Below are 22,592 nucleotides of genomic sequence, written 5' to 3'. Positions count from 1 at the left end.
TTTCATTATCATTTTTTTGATACATTTACACATTAAAATACTAAAAAAGGGAAATAATGAAAATTTTTGATATGGTAGTTATTGGTGCTGGCCCTGCAGGTATTGCAGCGGGAGTAGAAGCTAAAATAAAAAATAAAGAAGTTATTGTTTTAGAAAAAGCTGATGCGATTTGTCAAACCTTAGTAAAATTTTACAAAGAAGGCAAAAGAGTAGATAAAGCTTATAAAGGTTGTGATAGCACAAATCACGGGCATATAAATTTTGAAGATGGAACTAGAGAAAGTACGATAGAAACTTTCCAAAATGCTATCAAAGAGTATAATCTTGAAGTAAAGCTTTCTAGTGAAGTTGAAAGTGTTAAAAAAGATGGAGAAAATTTCATCGTTAGCACCGCAAATGAAAATTATATTTGCAAAAATGCAGTTATTGCCATAGGTAGAATGGGTAAACCAAATAAACCAAGCTATACTTTACCTATAACTTTAACAAAAATCATTAATTTTAATGCAAATTCAGCAAGCCAAGGTGAAAAAATCTTAGTTGTAGGTGGTGGAAATTCAGCAGCAGAATACGCTATAGATTTAGCTAAAAATAATGATGTGACGCTTTGCTATAGAAGAGAAACTTTCTCAAGATTAAACGATATTAATCTAGAAGATATTCAAAAAGCTTTTGAACAAGGCAGTGTAAAAGCAAAACTTGGCATAGATATAACTAGCATTGAAGATGAAAGCGGTAAAGCTAAAGTAAATTTTACTAATGACACAAATGAAATTTATGATCGTATCATTTATGCTATTGGTGGTTCAACTCCACTTGATTTCTTACAAAAATGCTCTATAGAAGTTGATGAAAAAGGTGTGCCAAGCTTTGATGAAAATAAAGAAAGCAATGTAAAAGGATTATTCGTAGCAGGCGATATAGCGAGTAAAAACGGAGCTTCTATTGTAGTGGGTTTAAATGATTCATTTAAAATCTGCGATCATCTTTATAAATGCTAAAACTCTTTCAATACTCAAAAGGCTATCGCTATAATAATGATAGCCTTTTGCTTTTTGACTTTTTATCTAAATATAATTTAAAAGGAAATATCCTTGATATAGGATGTGGTTGTGGAATTTTAGGACTTTTAATAAAGCAAAGATTTCCAAATTCAAAAGTTTATCTACTAGATATCCAAGAGCAAAATATCAAACTAAGCTATAAAAATGCCAAAGAAAATAAACTTGAAATTCAAGGCATTTGTGAAGACTTTTTAAACTATAAAAGTGATATAAAATTTGATTTTTTAATATCTAATCCTCCATTTTATAAAAAAAATACACAAAAAAGCCAAGATTTGCATTTATGTATATCAAGATATCAAGAATTTATGCCACTTGAGAAGATGCTTACTAAAATAAATACTTTAATCAAGCCAAATGGTAGTTTTTTTATGTGTTATGAGGCAAGTTTTTTAGATGAAATTTGTGCTTATTTAAAACATTTTAAATTAAAACTAGTTTCACTTCAATGTGTTCATACTAATGCACAAACTAACGCAAGACTTGTTTTAATGCATATTAAAAAAAATAGCAAAAGTCCATGCGCTATAATGCCTACACTTTTTATGTATGAAAATGATGTTTTAAATCCAAAAATTAGTGAAATTTATAAAAATACAGGAACTATAAGCTATGATGTGTGAAAAAGGTTTTGATTATTCTTTTGATGAAAGTGCTTGTGAAAAATGTGGTGGGAAGTGTTGCACTGGAGAAAGTGGGTATATCTATGCTAGCAAAGAAGAACTAGAAGCTATTGCTAGTTTTTTAAATTTAAACTTTGAAGCCTTTAAAGAACAATACCTCATCAAAGTTGGATTTAAATATAGCTTTAAAGAAGCAAAGTATGAAAATGGCTACCGTTGTATTTTTTTTGATACAATGTATAAAAAATGTTTAATTTACAAGCATAGACCAAAACAATGTAGAACTTTTCCATTTTGGGAGTATTTTAAAACACACAAAGAGGAGTTAAAAAAAGAATGTATAGGGGTTTGCTTTCACTAATTATCGTTTTTATCCTAACAAGCCTTGCTTTAGCTAAAGGTGAAGATAAAATCCTACAAGCACTTATTTATGAAGAGCATGGGCAATTTCAAAAAGCATGTGATATTTATACAAATTTATTTCATGAAAATAATGAAAGTATATATTTGCAAAAGGCTTTACTTTTAGCCTTAAGTGCTAATTTAAAACAAAAAGATGAGCTTTTAAAAGCTTCTAAAGACTTTTTAGAACACACAACTATTGCAAGATTAAATGCTTTATATTTTTTTGAAATAGGAGATTATAAACAAGCTGAAGCTATACTTTATAAACTCATTAAAGAAGAACAAGATTATAGAAATTATGAAATACTAGGCGATATTTTTGCCAAAAAAGCTTTATATACTAAAGCTTTAGAGCAATACAATCTTGCTTATAAGCTTTTTGAGCATGAAAATTTATTACTTAAAATAGTTGAAATTAATATCAAAAATAAAAATATCAACCAAGCTAAAAAGGCCTTAGAAGAATTTGTAAAAAGTTCACAATGCACCCTTAAAACATGCACCCTACTTTTAAAAATTTATCAAGAGCAAAAAGATCACAAAGCAAGTATCCAAACCCTTGAAAAGCTATATAAACTCAACAATGATATTAAATACATCTACGCTATGATAGAATTACTAGCACAAGAAAAAAATTATACTCAGGCTCTAAATTTAACCCAAAAATACAACATTGATCCCGATACTAAAATTTTCTTATATACACAAACAAAAGATTATAAAAAAGCCTATGAAATAGCTTTAAAACATTATGAACTTAGTAAAGATAAAAAATATCTTTCTATGGCAGGTGTTTTAGAATTTGAAATTCATATGGATCCTAAAAGTAAAAAAGTCACGGATCCAAAAATTCTAGCTTCTATCATGAAAAAATTTGAACAAAGCGTAGATGTGCGCAGTGATGCTTTATATCAAAACTACTATGGCTATGCCTTGATTGAATATGATATTGATATAGCCAAAGGTATAGAGCTAGTAGGCTGGGCGCTTGAACAAGAACCACAAAATCTTTACTATCTTGATTCTTTGGCTTGGGGGTATTATAAACTTAAAGATTGCAAAAAGGCTTATGAAATTTTGCAAAAAACACTGCATGATAAAGAATTTTCAAGCTCAGATGAAAGCAAAGAGCATTTAAAGGCCATCGAAAAATGTTTAAAACAATAGATTTAAAAAATCATTTTTCAAAAACACAAAAAATTCTTGAAAGTAAAAAAGAAATTTTTCCTTATGATATGTTAGGCAGAAGTCTAGCTTCTAATGCCTTTTATCCTAAAGATATTTACACACTTTTACTTGAAGGAAAACTTTCACATTTTTTATATTCTAAAGATTTAAATTTTGATCATGAAAATTTTGATGCCATCATCTTACCAACAAGCCCTTTGCTTAATCAAGACATACAAAATTTAAGTCTTTTTAGACGCTATCATGAAAAACCTATTGTACAATTTGATTTTATTTTTGATGAATATCAAATTTTAGAAAGCTTAATATATGGGGCTGATGCATTTATTGTATTTCCTAAAATGCTAAAAACTATGCAACTAAAAAAACTTTATAATTTTGCAATACATCTTGGCTTAGAGGCCATTTTTTACCTTGAAAGCAAAAGTGATCTTAATAATGCTATTTTAGCTGGAGCTAGAATTTTTTTATTAGAAGATGAAAAGCTATTATCTTTGATACCAAAAAATAAAGCTCTTATAAGTAAAAATATTAAAAATCTACATGCTTGCATAAAGGAGAGTTGATGGAGTATTTATACGCACCTTGGAGGGATGTTTATTTTAACAATAAAGATAAAAATTTTTGCCCTTTTTGTCATTGCAAGTATGAACTTAATGAAGATGAAAAACTTGGGGTAATTTTTAGAGCTAAAGAATGTTTTGGCATTATGAATAAGTACCCTTATAGTCCAGGTCATTTTATGATTATCCCTTATGAGCATTTAGAAAATATAGAAGATTTAAGTGATGATACATGGCTAGAAATTAGCCATTTTGTGCGTATTGGAGTTAAAATTTTAAAAGAAAACTTTCACGCTAAGGGTGTTAATATAGGTATGAATTTAGGCAGCGCAGCAGGAGCTGGCATAGCACCACATTGTCATTATCATTTAATCCCAAGATGGCAAGGCGATACAAATTTTATCACCACCATAGGACAAACTAGAGTTTGCGGGAGCGATTTGAAAAAAGTTTATACCACCTTATGTAAAGCTTTTAAAGACTATGTATAAAGAAGTTGATTTTGAAAATTTTTTAAAATTTAATTTTAATCTTTTAATTGACGCAAGAAGCCCTAAAGAATACAAACTTGCTCATATAAAATCCGCGCAAAATTACTACGCACTCAATGATAATGAATTTGAAGAAATAGGCACACTTTATAAGAAAAACAAAGGCTTAGCTAAAGCAAAAGGCGCAAGTTATATTTGTAAAAATATGAGTGAGCATATTAATAAAATTTATCAAAATTATAAAATAGGCTCTTTGGTGGGAATTTATTGCGCAAGAGGTGGTAAAAGATCAAAAGCTATTGCTTTAATCTTAGCTGAACTTGGTTATAGAGTTGCAAGATTAGAAGGTGGATATAAAGCTTATAGAAGTTATGTGAGTGAGTTTTTTAGAAAAGATTTAAATATTGAGTTTTTATGCCTTTGTGGTAATACAGCAAGTGGCAAAAGTGATTTAATCCAAACTTTAGACAATGCTTTAGATTTAGAAAAACTAGCCAATCACCAAGGATCAAGTTTTGGTAAAATTTATGGAGAACAACCAAGCCAAAAAGCCTTTGAAGATGAATTGTTTTATTTTTTAAAAGATTATACTTATAAAACTTGTTTTATAGAAGCTGAAAGCAGACAAATTGGAAATTTAACTATCCCACTAAATTTATACAATAGCATGCAAAAAGCTAAGAAAATTTGGTGTGAGTGTGATATGAATTTACGTGTTCAAAGAGTTTTAAAAAACTACACTCCAATGGATAAAAAAGTATTTTATCAATGTGTTGAAAAAATATCACCTTATATCAGCAAGGATTTTAAATTAAGACTTTGTCAAAATTATGAAGAAAATAATTTAGAACTTTGTGTAAAAATGCTTTTTGAATATTATGATAAAGTATATAAAAAACCTTCAAAAATTGATTATTTTATCAATAGTTCTAATTTAGATGAAGCTAAAAAACATCTTATGAGTTTAAACTCATAAGATTGTATTTACAAAGATAATAAAAATAATACTTGAAAGAATTCCAGCAACTGGTAAGGTAATCACCCATGCTAAACCAATAGGTTTCATCATAGCCCATTTAGCATCTTTATTAAATACCCCTATACCTAAAATAGCACCGATTAAAATATGGGTTGAGCTAACTGGAATTCCAAGTTGGGTAGCTAAAAGTATAACAATACTTGCGCCAAGTTCAGCACTAAAGCCTGTTGTTGGTTTAATTTCAGCAAGTTTTGAACCCACAGTTTGAATAACTTCTTTACCCAAAAACCAAAGTCCAATAACCAAAGCTATACCAAACATAAGCATTACAGCAAAAGGTACTGGCGAGCTAGGATTAATGGTGTTATTTTTAAGTACATCTAAAATAGCAGCAAATGGTCCAAGAGCATTAGCTATATCATTAGCTCCATGTGAAAAAGCAAAACTTGAAGCAGTAAAAATTTGAAACCACGAAAAAATCTTTTCTATGGTTTTATTAACCTGTGTTTTTTTCATCAATCTCACAACTGCTAAAGTAACAATATAGGCAAAAATAGAAATAATCGATACTATCCATAAATTTTGCATTACATCTAAAGTAGAAACATTATTTAAACCCTTAAATAAAAACATAGAAGCAATAGTTAATGCACCTACACCTGCTATTAAAGGAACGTGAAATTTCATTCTTGAGAAAACATCTATGTTTTTTTCTTTTTCTTTTAACTCTTTGATTTTTAACTTATATTCACTTCTTTTTTCATCATCATCTAAAACAATAGCACTAAGTTCTTTGATTTGCTCTTCTTGGCTTTTGTTTTTTAAATTTTTAAAATATTCTTCTTTAAATGCTTTTTTTTCTTTTTTAATTTCTTTTACCACAAGAGTTATTTCTTCTGATGGCTTTAGGATTTTTTTATAAATATAAGCATAAATTAAATACGCCACAAGCCCACCAAGCAAAGGTGAAATAACCCAACTCATAGCTATTTTATAAATACCATTCCAATTTACCATAGATAATGCTTGATCTTGATCAAAAAATACAAAGCCCATAGCAATACTTGAACCTACAATACCTCCTATAATACTATGAGTAGTAGAAACTGGAAGTCCTTTTTTAGTCGCTACAAAAAGCCAAATTCCTGAACTTAACAAAGCTGAGAGCATTACACATACAAACACCATAGGATTAATTCCATCAGGTAAAACCACTATACCACTTCTTATGGTATTTGTTACTTCTCCTCCTGCAAACACAGCCCCGCTTAATTCAAACACCGCTGCAATAATCAAAGCTTGTTTTATGGTAACTGTTTTAGCACCCACACTAGTACCAAATGAATTTGCTACATCATTACCACCAACATTAAAGGCCATAAAAATACCAAATACACTAGCAAGGATAAATAATATCATGGAATTATTAGGAATATAATTATATCCCCAAACAAAAAAGCATAAAACAGTCACAATAAAAATAAAAAATGCAATAGCATTATCTTTACTCAAGCATTCTCCTTAAGAATTTATTTTAATGAATTAATTTTAGTAACTTTTACTTAGTTTTTTCTTTGATCTTTAAAAATTGCAAAGCAGATTTCACTGCTTGCATATAACTTTGTAAGTTTATTTTTTCATTTTTATAAGCCCTATCATAAGCTGTACCATGATCAACACTAGTGCGAATTATAGGTAAATTTAAACTCACATTAATACTTTTTTCAAAATACAAAGCCTTTAAAGGCGCTAAGCCTACATCATGATACATACTCACTAAATACTTGCATTTACTTAACGCAAAAGGGGTAAAAGCGCTATCAGCCACCAAAGGCTCACTTAAATAAATATTTTCCTTACAAGAAAGTTCTTTTTCTTTTTGACTTAAAAAATCTTCATTTTCTAAATTTTGTAAATTCAACGCGTAATCTTTTAAAAATACATTTGCCATTCTTATAGCTTTTTTTATTCCCCTCTCTTCTTCTCCACCTATTACACCATTATCACTTGCATGAGGATTAAAACTTAAAACTCCAATTTTCTCAAATAAAGTGCATTGATAAAAATTAATTAAAAATTGCGCAAGTTTGAAAGCCTTAATCTCTTTATAAACATCTCTTAAAGCCATATGCTCAGTATATAAAGCCACAAAAAGCTCATCACACCCTAACATCATAATAGCATCTTGTTTGAAAAAATCTCTTAGTGCCTCAGTATGACCTTTATAACTCACTCCCCCCATTTGCCAAGTCTTTTTATTAATCGGTAAAGTAACCAAAGCATCTAAAAACAAATGCGTGCAATAACTAGCTCCTTCAAAACTTAAAAAAGAATAAACCCCACTTTTAGCGTCTAAATTCGCAGGATTTAACTCAAAATCAAAATCAATAATTTTACTAACTTGATATGAAAACTCATAAATTAAAAAATTTTCTTTTTCTTCTTTAAAGATAAAATGTGGTTTTGAAGCATTAGAAATTTCAACTAAATTGATTTTAGATTTAGGATTTATTTTCAAAAGTTTATTTGCTTTTTGAAATAATTCATAATGCACAAAATAATAAGGCTCGCAAATTTTTACTAGCTCATCATGACAAGCTAATAAAATTTGCATACCTATGCCATTTAAATCCCCTATGCTAATAGCAATTTTTTTCATCTTTTAATCAAAGCTTTCATTTGCAATATAGCTTTTTCTAAGCCCACAAAAACCGATCTTGCTACTATACTTTGGCCTATATTTAACTCTTCTATTTCTAAAATATCTACGATATTTTTTACATTTTTATAATTAAGCCCATGTCCAGCTGCTACTCTTAAATTTAAACTCTTAGCCAAACTTGCACTTTGTCTTAATCTTTGGAGTTCATTTTCTAAAAGCTTTTTGAGTTCATTTTTGCTTAAAATTAATTCAGGCAATGCATAAGAAGTTTGATTGATATTAGTATATAGTGCATTATAAATATTAGCATACAAACCTGTATGAAGCTCTATAAAATCAGCATTTAAAGAAGATGATTTTTTGATATCTTCTAAATTTGGATCAATAAATAAAGAAACTTCGATTTGCTCTTGTTTTAAAGCATTAATGGCTTCTTGTAATTTTTTATTGTCTAAATTTAAACCACCTTCTGTTGTAAGTTCTTGTCTTTTTTCAGGCACTAAAGTAACGCGTGAGGGTTTGTATTTTAAAGCATATTCTATCATATCAATAGAGCATTCTAAATTCACTACACATTTGCAATATTTTAAGATATTTTCTAAATCAAACTCATTAGCATGGCGACGATCTTCTCTTACATGGATAGTGATTTGATCAGCTAAATTTGCACTCAAAAATGCAGCTTCAAGCAAATCAGGATCATTTACTTTTCTAGCTTCTCTTAAAACTGCTATATGATCGATATTAACCCCTAAAAGCATAAGTTTTCCTTATAAGTTTTTTGCTATTATACTTTAAATTTTTTAAGGAGAGCTAGTGCTAGGTATTGATATGGGTTCAAATACATTAAGAGCTGTTTTAATGGATGAGAATTTTAATAAATTAAAAAGCGAAGAATTTATCATAGGGGCAGCTAAAAATATGCAAAATGATATCATTAGCGATGAAGCCATAGAAAGAATTTTTAACGCTTTAAAAATCTTAAAAGAAAAAAACTATGATTTAAGTCAAGCCAAAGCAGTCGCTACAGCTGCTTTTAGAAAAGCAAAAAATACTAAGCTTATTTTTGAAAAAATTCAAAAAGAATTTAAACTTGATGTAAAATTAATCGATGCAAAAACCGAAGCAAAACTAAGTATTTTAGGTATGCAAGAGCGTCTTAAAGCTCTTAATCTTTTTAGAAAAGACCTAAACTATTGTGATTTAGGTGGTGCTTCTTGTGAAATTTCAAATGATAAGTTTAGCAAAAGTTATGATTTTGGAATTATTAGTTTTTATGAAAGAATGCATTTTAAAGCCATAAAACCAAGTGCTTATGTAAGATTTTTTAAAAAATATCCACAAAATCTTGCACGTATTAAAGATGAAAAATTAAAAATTCATCTAAGCCCCTACCCTGCGCATTTAAAACAACTTGCCCTAAAAGCTTTTAATCTTAGTAAAGATATAAAATTAAAAGGAAATTTTTTCATATTAAATTCAGGAGTACCCACCACACTTTGTGCTTATAAACAAAACATAAAATACAAAGATTACCTAGAAGAAAATGTAAATGGCAAAATACTCAAACGCAAAGATTTTTTTGATTTTGCTTTAAAAATTTGGAATTTAGAACAAGAAAAAGCTAAAATTTATCTTGGAGAAAATAGAAAAAAATACCTCATAGCAGGCTCAATGATACTTTTTGCTTTATTTAATAAGCAAAAGCTCATTATAATTGATGATGGCGTTAGAGAAGGTGTGTGTATAGCACATTTTAAAAATATCAAATTTTAAAGGAGAAAAAATGAGTTTAAAAGATCAAATTTTAGAAGATATTAAAGAAGCTATGCGGAATAAAGATGATTTTAAAAGAAACACTTTAAGAACGCTTAATGCTAGCTTTAAACAAATAGAAGTTGATGAAAGAATCACACTTAATGATGAAAGAATATATAAAATCATTGCAAGTGAGATTAAAAAACGAAATGAAGCAGCTTTGGCTTTTTCTAAAGGATCTAGAGAAGATTTAGCACAAAAAGAACTCCAAGAAGTAGCTATTTTAAGTGCTTATTTACCAAAACAACTTAACGATGAGGAATTAGAAAGTGAGCTAAAAAAACTTATAGATAAATTACAAATTAGCTCTTTAAAAGAACAAGGTATTTTGATGAAAGAAGCTAAAGCAGCTTTTGGCGCAAGCGTTGATGGTAAAAGACTTAATGAAATGGTAAGAAAGCTTTTAGCATGAAAAAAGTTTTAACACTTTGCGCCTTAGCTTTAAGCTCTTTTGCTTATACTCAATATGAATTGCATCCTAGCTTTAAAGCTTATTTTAAAGACTGCTCTTTATTGATGGATAAATATTATTATATTAATTGTTATGATTATAATTATAAAGGCACTAAGGCTATTGCCTATAAACTAGAAGCTAAAATTTTAAATCAAGGACACATCAAAAAACGCCCAAGATTTCAAGAAGATACAAATATACCTAAAAAATATAGAACTTATTGGGAGGATTATCTAAGAAGTGGTTATACAAGAGGACATGTCGTGCCAAATCAATCCATGAATGCAACCCCACAAGCTCAACTTAGTACTTTTTTAATGAGCAACATAACTCCGCAAAAAAAAGATATTAATGCAGAAATTTGGAATGAAATCGAACAAAGAGAAAGATATTTAGCAAAGAAAAACAAAGAATTAGAAGTCTTAAATTTAGTACTTTATGATGATAAGCCAAAACGCATTAAAAACAACATAGCCATTCCTAGTTTTTATATCAAAATTCTTAAGGCTAAAAATTTCAGTGAATGTTATAAAGTGCCAAATAATGATAATTTTGCAAGATTTGATAGAAATTATTTTAAGGAAGATTGTAAAAAATATATTGATTAAACTAGAAGCAACAAGGCTTCTAGTTTAGTTTTTACTCAACTTCAGCATCGATTACATCATCGTCTTTTTTCTTTTGAGCGTTTGGTTCTTCTTTTTTATACATATTTTCTGCTAATTTATGAGAAACTTCACTTAAAGCTTTCATTTTGCTTTCGATTTCTTCTTTAGAAGCATTAGCATTTTTCAATGTCTCTTTTAACTCATCTAAAGCTTTTTGAATATTTGCTTTATCATCATCACCTACTTTATCTCCAAGTTCACTTAAAGATTTTTCTACTTGATGCACTAAGCTATCAGCAGCATTTCTAGCTTCTACTGCTTCTTTGCGTTTTCTATCTTCTTCTTTGTGAAGCTCTGCATCTTTTACCATGTTATTGATCTCTTCTTCACTTAGTCCACTTGAACCTGTGATTTTAATCTCTTGAGCTTTACCTGTAGCTTTATCTTTTGCACTAACTGTTAAAATACCATTTGCATCAATATCAAAAGTTACTTCAATTTGTGGCATACCGCGAGGTGCTGGTGGAATTCCTTCAAGATTGAAATTTCCCAAAGATTTATTATCACGGCTAAATTCTCTCTCACCTTGTAAAACATTGATAGTAACTGCGCTTTGATTATCTTCAGCAGTTGAGAAAACTTGCTCTTTTTTAGTTGGTATAGTTGTACCTTTTTCGATGATTTTAGTCATCACCCCACCTAAAGTTTCAATACCCAAAGAAAGTGGAGTAACATCAAGCAATAATACATCTTTAACATCACCTTTAATAACCGCACCTTGAATTGCCGCACCAATTGCAACAACTTCATCAGGATTTACTGATTTATTAAGCTCTTTTCCAAAGGCTTTTTTAACTTCTTCTTGTACTAGTGGAACACGAGTAGAACCACCCACCATAACGATTTCTTTTACTTCGCTTTTATCAAGCCCTGCATCTTTTACTACTTCGTTAATCTTACTAATAGTTTCAGCAACTAAGCCATCAATCATACTTTCAAATTTAGCTCTTGTTAGAGTTTTAGTTAAGTGTTTTGGACCACTTGCATCAGCTGTGATAAATGGTAAATTAATATTAGTTTCATTAGCTGAACTTAATTCTTTTTTAGCATTTTCAGCTGCTTCTTTTAATCTTTGTAAAGCCATTACATCGTTTTTAAGATCAATACCTGTTTCATCTTTAAACTCATTTGCTAAAAAGTCGATTAATTTATTATCAAAATCATCACCGCCTAAAAATGCATTACCGCCAGTTGCTAAAACTTCTACAACATTATCACCTGTTTCAAGTACAGTAACATCAAATGTACCACCACCTAAATCATAAACTACAATTTTTTCACTTTCTTTTTTATCAAGTCCGTAAGCCAAAGCTGCTGCAGTTGGTTCATTGATAATTCTTAACACATTCAATCCTGCAATTTGTCCTGCTTCTTTTGTAGCTTTTCTTTGCGCATCATTAAAATACGCAGGAACAGTAATAACCGCATCTTCTACTTTTTCACCCAAGAAAGCCTCTGCATCTTCTTTTAATTTCATTAAAACTTTTGCTGAAATTTCTTGTGGAGTATAAATTTTACCTGCTATTTCAATCGCACAAGCTCCATTTCTTTCTGTGATATGATAAGGTAAGCGATTTTTAGCTTCTTTTGCTGCTTCTTCATTGATCATTAAACCCATGATTCTTTTTATAGAATAAATAGTTTTTTCAGGATTAGTAACTGCTTGACGCTTAGCGCTATCTCCAACTAAAACTTCACCTTTATCTGTAAAAGCAACTACTGAAGGAGTAGTATTTTTACCTTCTTTATTTGGGATAACTTTACTCTCACCTCTTTCATACACACTCACACAAGAATTTGTTGTACCTAAATCTATACCTATAACTTTTGCCATTTTTTATCCTTTTTATTAAATTTTATTTTGCAACACTAACTTTTGCTGATCTAATCACTCTATCATTCATCATATAGCCCTTTTGTAAAAGCTGGACAATATGATTGCTTTCATGATCAGCACTTTCAACATGAAACATCGCCTCATGTAAATTTGGATCAAACTCACCATTTGCTTCTATTACCTTAACCATATGTTTTTCAAGTTTTTTCAAAAGCAAATCTAAAGTGTTTTGAACCCCTTCTTTGATTTTTAAACTTAATTCATCATTGGCTTCTACATTAATAGCCGCCTCTAATGCATCAACTACATCAAGCAAATCTTTAGCAAAACTTTCATTTGCATAAATTGTTGCTGCAATTTTTTCTTTTTCCATTCTTTTTTTGATATTTTCAAATTCAGCATTTGCTCTTAAATAAGTATCTTTTAACTCATTATACTCTGCTTGAAGTTTTTCTAATTCATTGTTTTGACTTTCTGAATTTTCCACTGTTTCTTCTTGCATTTGCTCATTTTGCTTTTCTTCGCTCACGCAGCCTCCTTTATAATATTTAACATTGTTTTAAAATCAGAATACACACTACCGGCAAAAACCATATTAGATTCTTTACCTAAAAATGTACTCTTAAGCTTTAACCCCATAAAACCCTCTTCAAATAAAGGATCAAATTGCAATTTATCGTTAAAATAAAATCCAATTTGAGGAGATAAAAGCTTAGCAAATTCATCATTTTGATAAATTTGATAAGCTTTACTCTCATTATATCTATAATAAACCATAGCATCTTTTAACATGGCAATTTTCTCTGACAACTCTTTAAACTCAACCCTAAAAGCTAAATTTTCAATACTTTTTAGATCAAGTCCTATAAGTCTTTGTAAGAAAATTAAACTATCTTGACTAAATCTTAAAACCAACTCATTTTGTCCAAAATCAAGTATGATAAATTTATCATTAACCTTAGTAATATCTTGTAAAATAAGCTCATCACCACCATAAACTAAGGTATAAATTTCAAACTTATCAAGTAAAAACTCTAGCAAAGCAAGATCGTTAATCACAATCTCATCTTCGCAAAGTTGCTCATACCAATAAGCCTTCATAGCAGTAAAAGTTGGTATGCGACCACTGCTAATGTGAAGTTGTGTTAATACACCCTCATCACTTAATTTTTTAAAATAAACTCTTATAGTAGAAGCAGGTATGCTAACTTTATGATTTAACTCATTAGAACCCACAGGATTATTACCATCTAAATAGGTCTCAATGATGGTTTTTAAAATTAAATCTTTTTTACTATAAGACTTCACTATAAAACCTTAGTTTTTAATTTAGCACTCAATGTTTTTAAGTGACAAAATAATTATACAACTTTAGTATAATAATGTCAAGTTATTTTTAAATAAAAATATTTAAAATTATTTAGTCTATATAACTAAAGTTTATTTAGTTATTTATATATAATATATAAAAATTTATTTTTCAGTTTTTTTAAAAGAAAAGATAATATAATTGCATCTAGCAATATTTTTTAAAAGGTTTATAATAATGAAAAATCTTACTTTAAGAGAAAAGCAAGATCTAGAAGCTTATGTGTTTTCTAATATAGAAAGAAAAAAAATGGCTTTAGGTAGAATTTTAAAATTATATTATTTAAGATTTTTTAGATTAGTTTTTTAATTTATATTTTTTCATACCCTCTTTTGTGAAAGATAAGTCTTTAAAATCAGGAGATGAGATTAACTCCATACAAGTTTTATCTAAATTTTCCATTCCGCTTATTTGCATACTAGCTTGTAAATTTTCATCTAAATATAAATCAAAAACTACACAAGCTTGATTATTAACCTTGTAAAGAATTTTTCCACCTTTTTTCTCATCTAGTTTATACGCTTGTAATTTATCATTTTTACTCATTTTTTTAATTTCATTTGCAAAAGATTGATGTAAGGTATAATAAATCATAAAATCACGCATTATATTTTTAATATCAACAATTTCTTTTCTTAGTTTTGATAAATCTTTAGTGTATAAGCTTATAAATTGCGTATTTAAGTACTCATTTAGACTTTTTTCGTTTAAATTTTCACATAATGGATAAATTTTAACCACAAAAACCTTATCTTTAGCAAGTACTATATCCACACAAGCTTGTTTGTTTTGTTTGTATTCTAAAAATAAAGCTTGACTTAAGCTTAAATTTAGCGTGTTTTGTTTATTGTAAGCAAAATCACTTAAATCTTCATAGATATTTGCATAAGAAAAAATTCCCGCAAAAAGCAATAATAAAATTTTCATTCAAATAAATCTTTATGATGATTTTTTAAGTACTCTACTACTTCTAAGATCTCATCAACTCCTTCTTTTTGAGTATTTTGACAAACCTCATCAATACAATCAATATAAAGTCCAATTGCTTTTTCTAATTTTACTCTTTTTACCCCAGCAAACAAAAGCATTGCCTCTAAAACTATACTTAATTCATATTGTAAATTTTCTATTTCTTCTTTAAAATCATGATTTGTTTTCATTATTTTCCTTTAATTCTTTGCTTTTAATTAAATCTACAAATTGTGCTTTTATAAAATCATAGTTAGAGCTATCTTTATACGCAGCGAACAATCCACCGCTAGCATTTTTATGCCCTCCTCCATTGACCAAACTCTTAGCCATCAAACTCACATCGATTTTATTATTTGCTCTAAAACTTAAGGTTTTTCTTGAACTAAGATCAACGAAAAAATCAAAATCAGGATTTTGCATTAAAAAATCATTTCCAATTACGGAAGTATTGCCTATATTTGAAGTTAATAAACCTTTACTTCCTTTATAAAATACACTAAATTTTTCTTTATTTACACTTAGTTTTTCTACTACGAATTTAGAAATTAAATTACTTAAAGTATCATCATTTTCTTTTTTGAAAAAAGATTTTTTTAAGCCATGCAAATCATCATCTAAATTAATATGAGCATTTTTTTGATGAATGTATTTTCTACAAACATCAAAAAGATAAAAAAGATATTTGATATTTTCTTGTGCAAACATTACTCTATTGATTTCTTTTGCTCCAGAAACCATACCAAGCAGTACTTTTCCAAGTTCAAAATTCTCATCTTCACTCAACCAAATATCTACTGCATTTACCACATCTACAAATTCTGACAAAGCCTTATTTTCGCCATAACATTTACTAAAAAAATCATAAACAATCTTAGTAGCACATCTTTTATCATCTAAAAAATACCAAGGATATTTTTGCATACATTCTAAGCCACTTTGATGATGATCTAAAAGTAACAGTTTGATTTTTTTGCCTTCTATAGCTTTTTGAAAATCTTCACATTGACTTAAAGTTAAATTTAAATCCGTGATTAAAATCACAAATTCTTCATTAGGATTTTGTTTTAAATCTTCCTCTATATTTTTAAAAATCACATTAAAATTTTCATTAATCTCTTTACCATAATTAGAATTATAAAAATAACAATTCTTAAAATAAAAATCTAGCACATACTGACAAGCATAGCCGTCTAAATCTGTATGTGAAAGATGATAAATTTTCATATTTTTCCTTTATAAATTATCAACTTTTATGATACCTTCTGTTTCAAATTTGGTATTTTCTGCAATCTCAGCAAAACTCAAAACCGTAATATTAATACCAAAATTAGAACAAATATCAGCAATAAATTTTCTAAGTTGCGGCTCAACACAAAGCAAGAAAGGTTTAATTCTTGTATTTGCTACACTTGCAAGTTCAGCTTTTAAAGCTTCTACTAAAGCGCCAGTTTGAGCTACATTTATCATTAAATGATACGAACCATCTTTAAACTGCACATGCTCCATTAATTTTGCAGCCGCAGCTGCATCAAAAATATAAAAGCTAATTTGCCCTTTTTCATCCACATATAAATTTGTAATTGCTCTTGCTAAAGAAGCTCTTACATGCTCAATAATCATATCCAAACTCTTACTTACTTCAGCTATATCACTAATTGATTCTAAAATTGTAAGCATATCTTTAATAGGAATATGCTCTTTAAGTAAAGCTTTTAAAACTTTTTGGATTAAACCTATACTAGCAACTCTTAAACAATCATCTACTACGATAGGATAATCATTTTTGATTTTATCTAATAAATTTTGAACCTCTTGTTTAGTTAAAAGTTCTGAAGCATTGGCTTTTATAAGCTCGCTCATATGGGTTGAAATCACACTTGCTGGATCAATTACAATATAACCATTTAGCGTTGCCTCATCTTTTAAAGATGATTCTATCCATAAAGCATCAGAATTAAAAGCAGGTTCTTTAGTAGCTATACCTTCAATAGGTTCAGTTATAAAACCACTATCCATAGCTAGATATTTATCAGGATAAATTTCAGCACTAGCTATGCCCACACCTTTGAGTTTAAAAGTATATTCATTAGGCTTTAATTGTAAATTATCTCTAATTCTAATTTTTGGCATCAAAAAGCCTAAACTTTGAGCTATATTGCGTCTTGTTGATCTAATACGCTCTGTTAATTCACTTTCTGCTAATTTAATAAGTCCATAGCCTAATTCTAATTCTAAAATTTCTAATTTTAAAATATCTGTGATTTTGTTTTCTTCTTCTTTTAAAATTTCTTCCTCACTGCGTTTTTGAGGTTTAGCTTGCTCTTGCTCATCAGCTTCTTGGGATTTTTTAGCCGAAATTGTATTGATTTGAATTTTACCTTCTTGCACTTGTTTTATCATATAACCAAGACCCAAAAACACCAAAGCCATAAAACCCAAAGAAAAATGTGGTAAACCAGGCACTAAAGCAAAAATAAATAAAACAAAACCTACAATTAATAGTGTTTTGTATTCTCCTAAAAGCTGATTAATAGAACCTTCAGCAAAATTATCCTCATCTTTACTAGCACGCGTGATGATAATTGCAGTTGCTGTTGAAGTGATAAGCCCAGGAATTTGAGAAACAAGTCCATCACCTATTGTTAATATAGTATAAGTTGAAGCACATTCTCCAAGCTCCATATCATGCTGAAAATAACCTATCATAAACCCGCCAATTAAATTTACAATGGTGATAATAATCCCAGCAACAGCGTCCCCTTTTATAAATTTAGAAGAACCATCCATTGCTCCATAAAAATTTGCTTCGGCTATAATTTCTTGGCGTCTTGCGCGTGCAGTTTTTTCATCAATCAAACCTGCATTTAAATCCGCATCAATAGCCATCTGCTTACCTGGCATTGCATCAAGGGTAAATCTTGCTTGAACCTCAGAAACCCTTGTACTACCTTTGGTTACAACCATAAAATTAATCAAAACCAAAATACAAAAAACAACCATACCTATAACATAATTGCCACCAACAACAAATTCACCAAAACTTGCCACTATATCACTAACAGCTGCTGGACCTTGATGACCCTCACTCAAAATCATACGCGTTGTAGCAATATTAAGTGAAAGTCTAAAAAGTGTGATGATCAAAATCAACGTTGGAAAAGTTGTTAAATCCGTAGGCTTTGGTATATACAAAGAAATTAAAATAATTAAAACTGAAATGGCAATACTTAAAGCAAGAAAAAAGTCTAAAACTATACTTGGTAAAGGCACTATAATAATTGCTAAAATTGCAATAATTACGGCTACTATAGTTAAACTTTTTGCCTTTAAAATAGGTGCAACAAGCGGAGCAACCCAAGGCAATACTAAGCTAAAAATATCTCTTTTAGCCATTATTTTGAATAATATCCTCTAAGGTAATAGAAACTAAAAAATCATCGATTTTATTTTGAAGTTTCACTAAAACTGGCATAATTTTGCAATTATCCTCTTTTTGAGAAGGACAAATTCCATTACTACATTCAAAAACATTAATGGATTTTTTCTCTACGCTATTGATAATTTCTTTTAAAGTGTATTCACTTGGCTGCTTAATAAGCGCAAAACCACCCTTAGCTCCCTTGTAAGACTTCAAAAGTGCATCTTTAGCAAGAGCTTGTAAAATTTTTGCTAAAAAACTTTTAGGTATATCTAAGACATTTGACATAGTATCTACATCTTGTGGTTCTTGGGATTTTGCTATATGAATTAAAGATAATAAAGCATATTCGCTAGCTTTGGTAAATAACATTTGTTCCTTTCAAGTTATAAATAAAATATATTATTGGTTATTAATAAAAATTTTTATTATATCAAAAATAAGTATCGATAAATATTAAATTTCATATTTTTTAAATTTCAGCATTCTTTTTGGTTTTTTAGTTATAATTACACTTTTTATTTTAATACCGCTCAGGAGGTCTATTATGGCTTTAGATTCGGCTAAAAAAGCAGAAATAGTTGCAAAATTTGCTAGAAAAGAAGGAGATACAGGTTCTCCAGAAGTTCAAATCGCACTTTTAAGCGCAAGAATTTCAGATTTAACAGAACATTTAAAAATCTACAAAAAAGATTTTTCTTCTCGTTTAGGTCTTTTAAAGCTTGTTGGTCAAAGAAAAAGACTTTTATCTTATCTAAAAAGAAAAGATTATCAAGCTTATTCTAAATTAATTAGCGAATTAAACTTAAGAGATAAATAAGCTTCGTGCTTATTTATCTTTATATATTTTTTATTACGTTTATTTACTACTACTTTAATTTAAGTTTTCAAAATTTCATCGTTTTATTCACAAGAGTTTCACAGTGTGAATTTACCTTCTAAGCACCTAAAAATAGCACTTTAAGTTTTAAACTAAAAAACATTTTTCACATTTAATTTTATTGATTTTTAATATTTTTTCACTTTTGCTATAAAAAACCCATCTGCATAGTCATCTGGTAAAACTCTTTTAGCAAATGATAAATCAAATTCATCACTCTTTGCACATATAAAATCAACATTAACCAAATTAAAATCAAGCAATTCTAATTTAAAATTTTCATTTCTTAATGCATTTTCTAAAACTGCTTCATTTTCTTCTCTTAAAAATGTACAAGTGCTATATACTAATTCTCCGCCATGTTTTAAAGCTAATAATGCTGAATGCAAAAGCTTTTTTTGCAAATTTGCAATTTGCTTAATTTCTTTTGTGTTTTTTTGGATTTCAAAACCCATTTTTGCAAAAGTTGAGCAAGGTGCATCAAGTAAAATTTTATCAAATTTCAAAGGACAAGCCTTGCCTATAATGCGTGCGTCTTTTAAGAAACATTTTGCAATTTTAACTTGATAATTTTCCATAGTTTTTTTTAAGGTAAAAAAACGTGTTTTAGATAATTCACAACTTGCCAAATAACCCTCATTTTGCATAATAAACTTTTTCCACCAGGAGCTGCACACATATCTAATACACTCTCACCAGCTTTAACACCCAAAGCTTTAGCACATAAATACGAAGAATAATTTTGTATATAAAACTTGCCCTCATTAAAAGCTTTCAGTGAACTTAGTTTGCTTTTGAAGATACATGGAATTTTATAACAATTCAGATCAATTTTTTCAAATTCTATATTTTTATTATTTAAAATTTCTTCTAATTCATCATTATCAACAAGCAAGGAATTTCTAAAAATATTAATATATTTTTCCTGATTAAAACTTTGAAGGATTTGTTCTTTTTGCTCTTTTGTATAAATTTCATCTAAAGCTGTATTTAAATCAAGTAAGGCCATAAAAATCCTTTAAAAACAAATACGCAGCTAAAGAATCAAGTTTGCCATCTTTTTTCTTTAAATTCACCATGCCAAGTTCTTGTGCATTTTTAGAACTAAAACTCTCATCGACAAAAAAAACTTCTTTGTCAAAATCAAGTAAAGATATGAAATGTTCCACCCTTTTTCGCATTTCATCTTCACTAGATCCACCTAAAGGAATTCCTACTACTAAAGTATTTACATCATACTCTTTGATGTACTTTTTTACCTCATTTGCCGCTTGGTTACGGTTTTTTCTAATAATAGCTTCAAGTGGCATAGCTATACTTTTATTAACACACAAAGCAACACCAATACGCTTTAAGCCTATATCTAATGCTAAAGTTTTCATATGCAAGATCTTATTTTCACTCCAGATATTTCTACCAAACCCTCAAGTTCATACTCATAAACTCTATCGCCAAATTTTTTCAAAACTTTTTCTAAATCATCTTCATGTTTTAAAAAACTTAACAAATCATCTTCACTTTGCTCATAATGAAGCTCTCCAAACATTTTTACAAATTCATCAAAATCATGAATTAAATTTGCCTTTTTTGTAGCTAAAAGCAAATTTGTTCCTTCGCTTTCATTTTTCCTATGAGGTAATACATATATAGGTTTATTCATACCTAAAGCAAGTCTTGCACTTTGCATAGAACCACTTTTTAAATCAGCTTGAGCTATTATAACAACCTCGCTTAAAGCAATAATAAGTCTATTTCTTAATAAAAAATCATAGGGCTTTGCCTTGTAATTTCCTTCATTTTCACTTAAGGCTAATGCATTTTCATAAATATTTAAAATTTCATTTGTGTTTGCTTTTGGATAAATCTCATCAAGCCCATTAGCAAATATAGCTATGGTTTGAGGGTAAGCTATTTTAGCTGCTTGGATATCAACCCCCAAAGCCCCGCCACTTACCACACAAACCTTAGCTTTTTTTAACAAAGTCACCAATTCAACAAGACAATTTTTAGTATAAACACTCATTTTTCTAGAACCTATAACAGCTACTTTTCTAGCATTTAAAAGCTCTAAATTACCTTTATAATAAATCTTTGAAGGCGGATTTAAAAGATTTTTAAAATCTTCAATATTCTCAATAAATTTCATTTAAATACACAAGCTCAACTGAATTTAGCAATTCTTTACTTTGCACCAAGGCCTTAAAAGTCTTTTCTCTTGGATGACCAATAGCGATAGCAAAACCTTTCTTTTTTGCCTCTTCTACTGCTTGTTTGAGTTGATTTTTAATATATGCTATATCATCTTCATTGTCCAAAAAAACATCTCTAGCTATATAAGGTTGTTCAAAATGACTTACTAAATTTTTAGCTTTAGAATTTCCTATAGTTCTTGAATCTACAAAAATAAAATCATTTTGTTTAAAGGCGCTAAATAATTTTTCCATAGCCTGCTTATTTGCAGTAAATAAACTTCCTGTGTGGTTGTTAATAAATTTTACTTTTGGAAATTGCTCTTTTACAAAAGCTACGCGCTTGCTTATTTTTTGCATATCATCACTAGGGTGTAAGGTATTTAATTCTGCCTTGTCATATTTTATAGCAGCAAGGGGCAAATGCACCATAAAAAAGTCAAAATCCTTTGCGAACTCAGCTGTATAGGGATGATGTTTATCAGGCGGAAAAAAAGATGGGATTAATTTTAAATTTGTTTTTTTAAGCATATCTACATGAGTGTGACTTGCCATATCATCTATGATAATTGCTAGACGAGGCTTGGTATTTTTTTGTACTAGAATTTGGGTTTTATTATCCTCGTTTTTATCTGATATATTTTGCTCTTTGTTGTTTAATTCTTTGCTTGCATTTTGATCTATTACTTTTAAAATTAAAGTTTGATTATCCTCTTTAGTTTGATTTAACTCTGTATTTACAGGGTTTAAATTTAAAATTTCACTAATATTTTTATCTAAAAATTCTAATTTTTCATTTTCTAAAGTCAAATTTATATCATTAAAACTAAAATTATTTTCTTGTTCTTTTGTAGGTGGTAATGGTTCTTTTTTAACTATGGTTTGATTATAGTCTAAGGTTTTATTTTCTTCTTTTTTTAAAAACAAAGCTCCAAATGCAAAAAGAAAAATTCCAAACACAACCAAACAAAGTGCTAAAAGCACTTTGTATTTTTTATTTATAGTTTTCAAA

26 protein-coding genes and 1 pseudogene are annotated in these 22,592 nt (G+C 28.9%); 12 read left to right on the top strand and 15 right to left on the bottom strand.

Annotated features, from left to right (window positions below; translation table 11 throughout):
• Positions 1-56 precede the first annotated feature (56 nt).
• The 7 genes from L8U00_RS00740 to mnmH are packed head-to-tail and all read left to right on the top strand — an operon-like array spanning position 57 to position 5,310.
• Entirely contained in the window at positions 57-1,001 is a 945-nt protein-coding gene (locus L8U00_RS00740) for an NAD(P)-binding domain-containing protein (RefSeq protein ID WP_263708166.1), read from the top strand.
• Positions 995-1,687: a tRNA1(Val) (adenine(37)-N6)-methyltransferase gene (locus tag L8U00_RS00735; protein ID WP_263708165.1), complete on the top strand. Its 693-nt coding sequence runs from the start codon at positions 995-997 to the stop codon at positions 1,685-1,687. Before L8U00_RS00740 ends, L8U00_RS00735 begins: the two co-directional genes overlap by 7 nt.
• Complete coding sequence (locus L8U00_RS00730) at positions 1,677-2,048, top strand: YkgJ family cysteine cluster protein (protein WP_263674548.1); 372 nt, start codon at positions 1,677-1,679, stop codon at positions 2,046-2,048. The genes L8U00_RS00735 and L8U00_RS00730 overlap by 11 nt, the downstream gene beginning before the upstream one ends.
• Positions 2,024-3,259: a tetratricopeptide repeat protein gene (locus L8U00_RS00725; protein WP_263708164.1), complete on the top strand. Its 1,236-nt coding sequence runs from the start codon at positions 2,024-2,026 to the stop codon at positions 3,257-3,259. Before L8U00_RS00730 ends, L8U00_RS00725 begins: the two co-directional genes overlap by 25 nt.
• Positions 3,244-3,846, top strand: coding sequence for an indole-3-glycerol-phosphate synthase TrpC (locus tag L8U00_RS00720; protein WP_263708163.1), 603 nt, complete (start codon positions 3,244-3,246; stop codon positions 3,844-3,846). The genes L8U00_RS00725 and L8U00_RS00720 overlap by 16 nt, the downstream gene beginning before the upstream one ends.
• Positions 3,846-4,334, top strand: coding sequence for an HIT family protein (locus tag L8U00_RS00715; protein WP_263708162.1), 489 nt, complete (start codon positions 3,846-3,848; stop codon positions 4,332-4,334). Before L8U00_RS00720 ends, L8U00_RS00715 begins: the two co-directional genes overlap by 1 nt.
• On the top strand, positions 4,327-5,310 hold the full coding sequence (gene mnmH, locus L8U00_RS00710; protein WP_263708161.1) for a tRNA 2-selenouridine(34) synthase MnmH: 984 nt from the start codon (positions 4,327-4,329) through the stop codon (positions 5,308-5,310). Before L8U00_RS00715 ends, mnmH begins: the two co-directional genes overlap by 8 nt.
• Here mnmH and L8U00_RS00705 read toward each other — a convergent pair.
• Genes L8U00_RS00705 through L8U00_RS00695 form a run of 3 tightly spaced genes read right to left on the bottom strand, consistent with a single transcriptional unit; the run spans position 5,305 to position 8,736 of the window.
• Positions 5,305-6,825: an inorganic phosphate transporter gene (locus L8U00_RS00705; RefSeq protein WP_263708160.1), complete on the bottom strand. Its 1,521-nt coding sequence runs from the start codon at positions 6,823-6,825 to the stop codon at positions 5,305-5,307. The genes mnmH and L8U00_RS00705 overlap by 6 nt on opposite strands.
• 46 nt (positions 6,826-6,871) lie before the next feature.
• A complete protein-coding gene (gene pdxA, locus L8U00_RS00700) occupies positions 6,872-7,972 on the bottom strand; it encodes a 4-hydroxythreonine-4-phosphate dehydrogenase (protein WP_263708159.1) in 1,101 nt (366 codons plus the stop codon).
• A complete protein-coding gene (locus tag L8U00_RS00695) occupies positions 7,969-8,736 on the bottom strand; it encodes a pyridoxine 5'-phosphate synthase (RefSeq protein WP_263708158.1) in 768 nt (255 codons plus the stop codon). The genes pdxA and L8U00_RS00695 overlap by 4 nt, the downstream gene beginning before the upstream one ends.
• Before the next feature lie 55 nt (positions 8,737-8,791).
• Between L8U00_RS00695 and L8U00_RS00690 the strand changes: the two genes are divergently transcribed.
• The 3 genes from L8U00_RS00690 to L8U00_RS00680 are packed head-to-tail and all read left to right on the top strand — an operon-like array spanning position 8,792 to position 10,855.
• Positions 8,792-9,751 (top strand): Ppx/GppA family phosphatase, encoded by a 960-nt coding sequence (locus L8U00_RS00690; RefSeq protein ID WP_263708157.1) that lies wholly within the window; start codon positions 8,792-8,794, stop codon positions 9,749-9,751.
• Positions 9,752-9,761: 10 nt separating this feature from the next.
• On the top strand, positions 9,762-10,205 hold the full coding sequence (locus L8U00_RS00685; protein WP_263708156.1) for a GatB/YqeY domain-containing protein: 444 nt from the start codon (positions 9,762-9,764) through the stop codon (positions 10,203-10,205).
• Entirely contained in the window at positions 10,202-10,855 is a 654-nt protein-coding gene (locus L8U00_RS00680) for a DNA/RNA non-specific endonuclease (protein ID WP_261529693.1), read from the top strand. Before L8U00_RS00685 ends, L8U00_RS00680 begins: the two co-directional genes overlap by 4 nt.
• 31 nt (positions 10,856-10,886) lie before the next feature.
• On the opposite strand, the gene dnaK is transcribed toward L8U00_RS00680, so the two are convergent.
• From dnaK to L8U00_RS00665, 3 genes are read right to left on the bottom strand one after another with little or no spacing between them, the layout of a single operon-like run.
• Positions 10,887-12,749, bottom strand: coding sequence for a molecular chaperone DnaK (gene dnaK / locus L8U00_RS00675; RefSeq protein WP_039628415.1), 1,863 nt, complete (start codon positions 12,747-12,749; stop codon positions 10,887-10,889).
• Positions 12,750-12,771: 22 nt separating this feature from the next.
• Positions 12,772-13,281, bottom strand: coding sequence for a nucleotide exchange factor GrpE (gene grpE, locus L8U00_RS00670; RefSeq protein ID WP_263708155.1), 510 nt, complete (start codon positions 13,279-13,281; stop codon positions 12,772-12,774).
• Positions 13,278-14,060, bottom strand: coding sequence for an HrcA family transcriptional regulator (locus L8U00_RS00665; protein WP_263708154.1), 783 nt, complete (start codon positions 14,058-14,060; stop codon positions 13,278-13,280). The genes grpE and L8U00_RS00665 overlap by 4 nt, the downstream gene beginning before the upstream one ends.
• A 238-nt stretch (positions 14,061-14,298) precedes the next feature.
• Between L8U00_RS00665 and L8U00_RS00660 the strand changes: the two genes are divergently transcribed.
• The gene (locus L8U00_RS00660) at positions 14,299-14,430 is read left to right on the top strand and encodes a hypothetical protein (protein ID WP_255197728.1); all 132 of its coding nucleotides are present in this window, start codon (positions 14,299-14,301) and stop codon (positions 14,428-14,430) included.
• On the opposite strand, the gene L8U00_RS00655 is transcribed toward L8U00_RS00660, so the two are convergent.
• From L8U00_RS00655 to L8U00_RS00635, 5 genes are read right to left on the bottom strand one after another with little or no spacing between them, the layout of a single operon-like run.
• On the bottom strand, positions 14,419-15,048 hold the full coding sequence (locus tag L8U00_RS00655; RefSeq protein ID WP_263708153.1) for a hypothetical protein: 630 nt from the start codon (positions 15,046-15,048) through the stop codon (positions 14,419-14,421). The genes L8U00_RS00660 and L8U00_RS00655 overlap by 12 nt on opposite strands.
• Entirely contained in the window at positions 15,045-15,281 is a 237-nt protein-coding gene (locus L8U00_RS00650) for a hypothetical protein (protein ID WP_263692475.1), read from the bottom strand. The genes L8U00_RS00655 and L8U00_RS00650 overlap by 4 nt, the downstream gene beginning before the upstream one ends.
• Positions 15,265-16,317: a DHH family phosphoesterase gene (locus L8U00_RS00645; RefSeq protein WP_263706288.1), complete on the bottom strand. Its 1,053-nt coding sequence runs from the start codon at positions 16,315-16,317 to the stop codon at positions 15,265-15,267. The genes L8U00_RS00650 and L8U00_RS00645 overlap by 17 nt, the downstream gene beginning before the upstream one ends.
• Before the next feature lie 9 nt (positions 16,318-16,326).
• Complete coding sequence (flhA, locus tag L8U00_RS00640) at positions 16,327-18,486, bottom strand: flagellar biosynthesis protein FlhA (protein ID WP_263678690.1); 2,160 nt, start codon at positions 18,484-18,486, stop codon at positions 16,327-16,329.
• Positions 18,479-18,883 carry an Rrf2 family transcriptional regulator gene (locus tag L8U00_RS00635; protein WP_263663184.1) on the bottom strand — a complete coding sequence of 135 codons (405 nt, stop codon included), beginning with the start codon at positions 18,881-18,883 and terminating at the stop codon, positions 18,479-18,481. Before L8U00_RS00635 ends, flhA begins: the two co-directional genes overlap by 8 nt.
• Positions 18,884-19,058: 175 nt before the next feature.
• On the opposite strand from L8U00_RS00635, the gene rpsO reads away from it, so the two are divergent.
• Positions 19,059-19,331: a 30S ribosomal protein S15 gene (gene rpsO / locus L8U00_RS00630; RefSeq protein WP_012661650.1), complete on the top strand. Its 273-nt coding sequence runs from the start codon at positions 19,059-19,061 to the stop codon at positions 19,329-19,331.
• A 188-nt stretch (positions 19,332-19,519) separates the two neighbouring features.
• Here rpsO and L8U00_RS00625 read toward each other — a convergent pair.
• The 4 genes and pseudogenes from L8U00_RS00625 to L8U00_RS00610 all read right to left on the bottom strand — a co-directional run bounded on the left by L8U00_RS00625 (position 19,520) and on the right by L8U00_RS00610 (position 22,591).
• Positions 19,520-20,400, bottom strand: a pseudogene (locus L8U00_RS00625) (RsmB/NOP family class I SAM-dependent RNA methyltransferase).
• Positions 20,387-20,773 (bottom strand): Holliday junction resolvase RuvX, encoded by a 387-nt coding sequence (gene ruvX / locus L8U00_RS00620; RefSeq protein WP_263708152.1) that lies wholly within the window; start codon positions 20,771-20,773, stop codon positions 20,387-20,389. Before ruvX ends, L8U00_RS00625 begins: the two are co-directional and overlap by 14 nt.
• Positions 20,770-21,537: a DNA-protecting protein DprA gene (locus tag L8U00_RS00615; RefSeq protein ID WP_263708151.1), complete on the bottom strand. Its 768-nt coding sequence runs from the start codon at positions 21,535-21,537 to the stop codon at positions 20,770-20,772. The genes ruvX and L8U00_RS00615 overlap by 4 nt, the downstream gene beginning before the upstream one ends.
• Positions 21,524-22,591 (bottom strand): divergent polysaccharide deacetylase family protein, encoded by a 1,068-nt coding sequence (locus L8U00_RS00610; RefSeq protein WP_263708150.1) that lies wholly within the window; start codon positions 22,589-22,591, stop codon positions 21,524-21,526. The genes L8U00_RS00615 and L8U00_RS00610 overlap by 14 nt, the downstream gene beginning before the upstream one ends.
• Between the last annotated feature and the right edge of the window lies 1 nt (position 22,592).

It is taken from the genome of Campylobacter sp. IFREMER_LSEM_CL2256 (assembly GCF_025771645.1).
Taxonomy (GTDB): Bacteria; Campylobacterota; Campylobacteria; order Campylobacterales; family Campylobacteraceae; genus Campylobacter_D.
The sequence above is the reverse complement of the archived record's forward strand: the minus strand, read 5'-3'. Positions and strand labels throughout refer to the sequence as shown.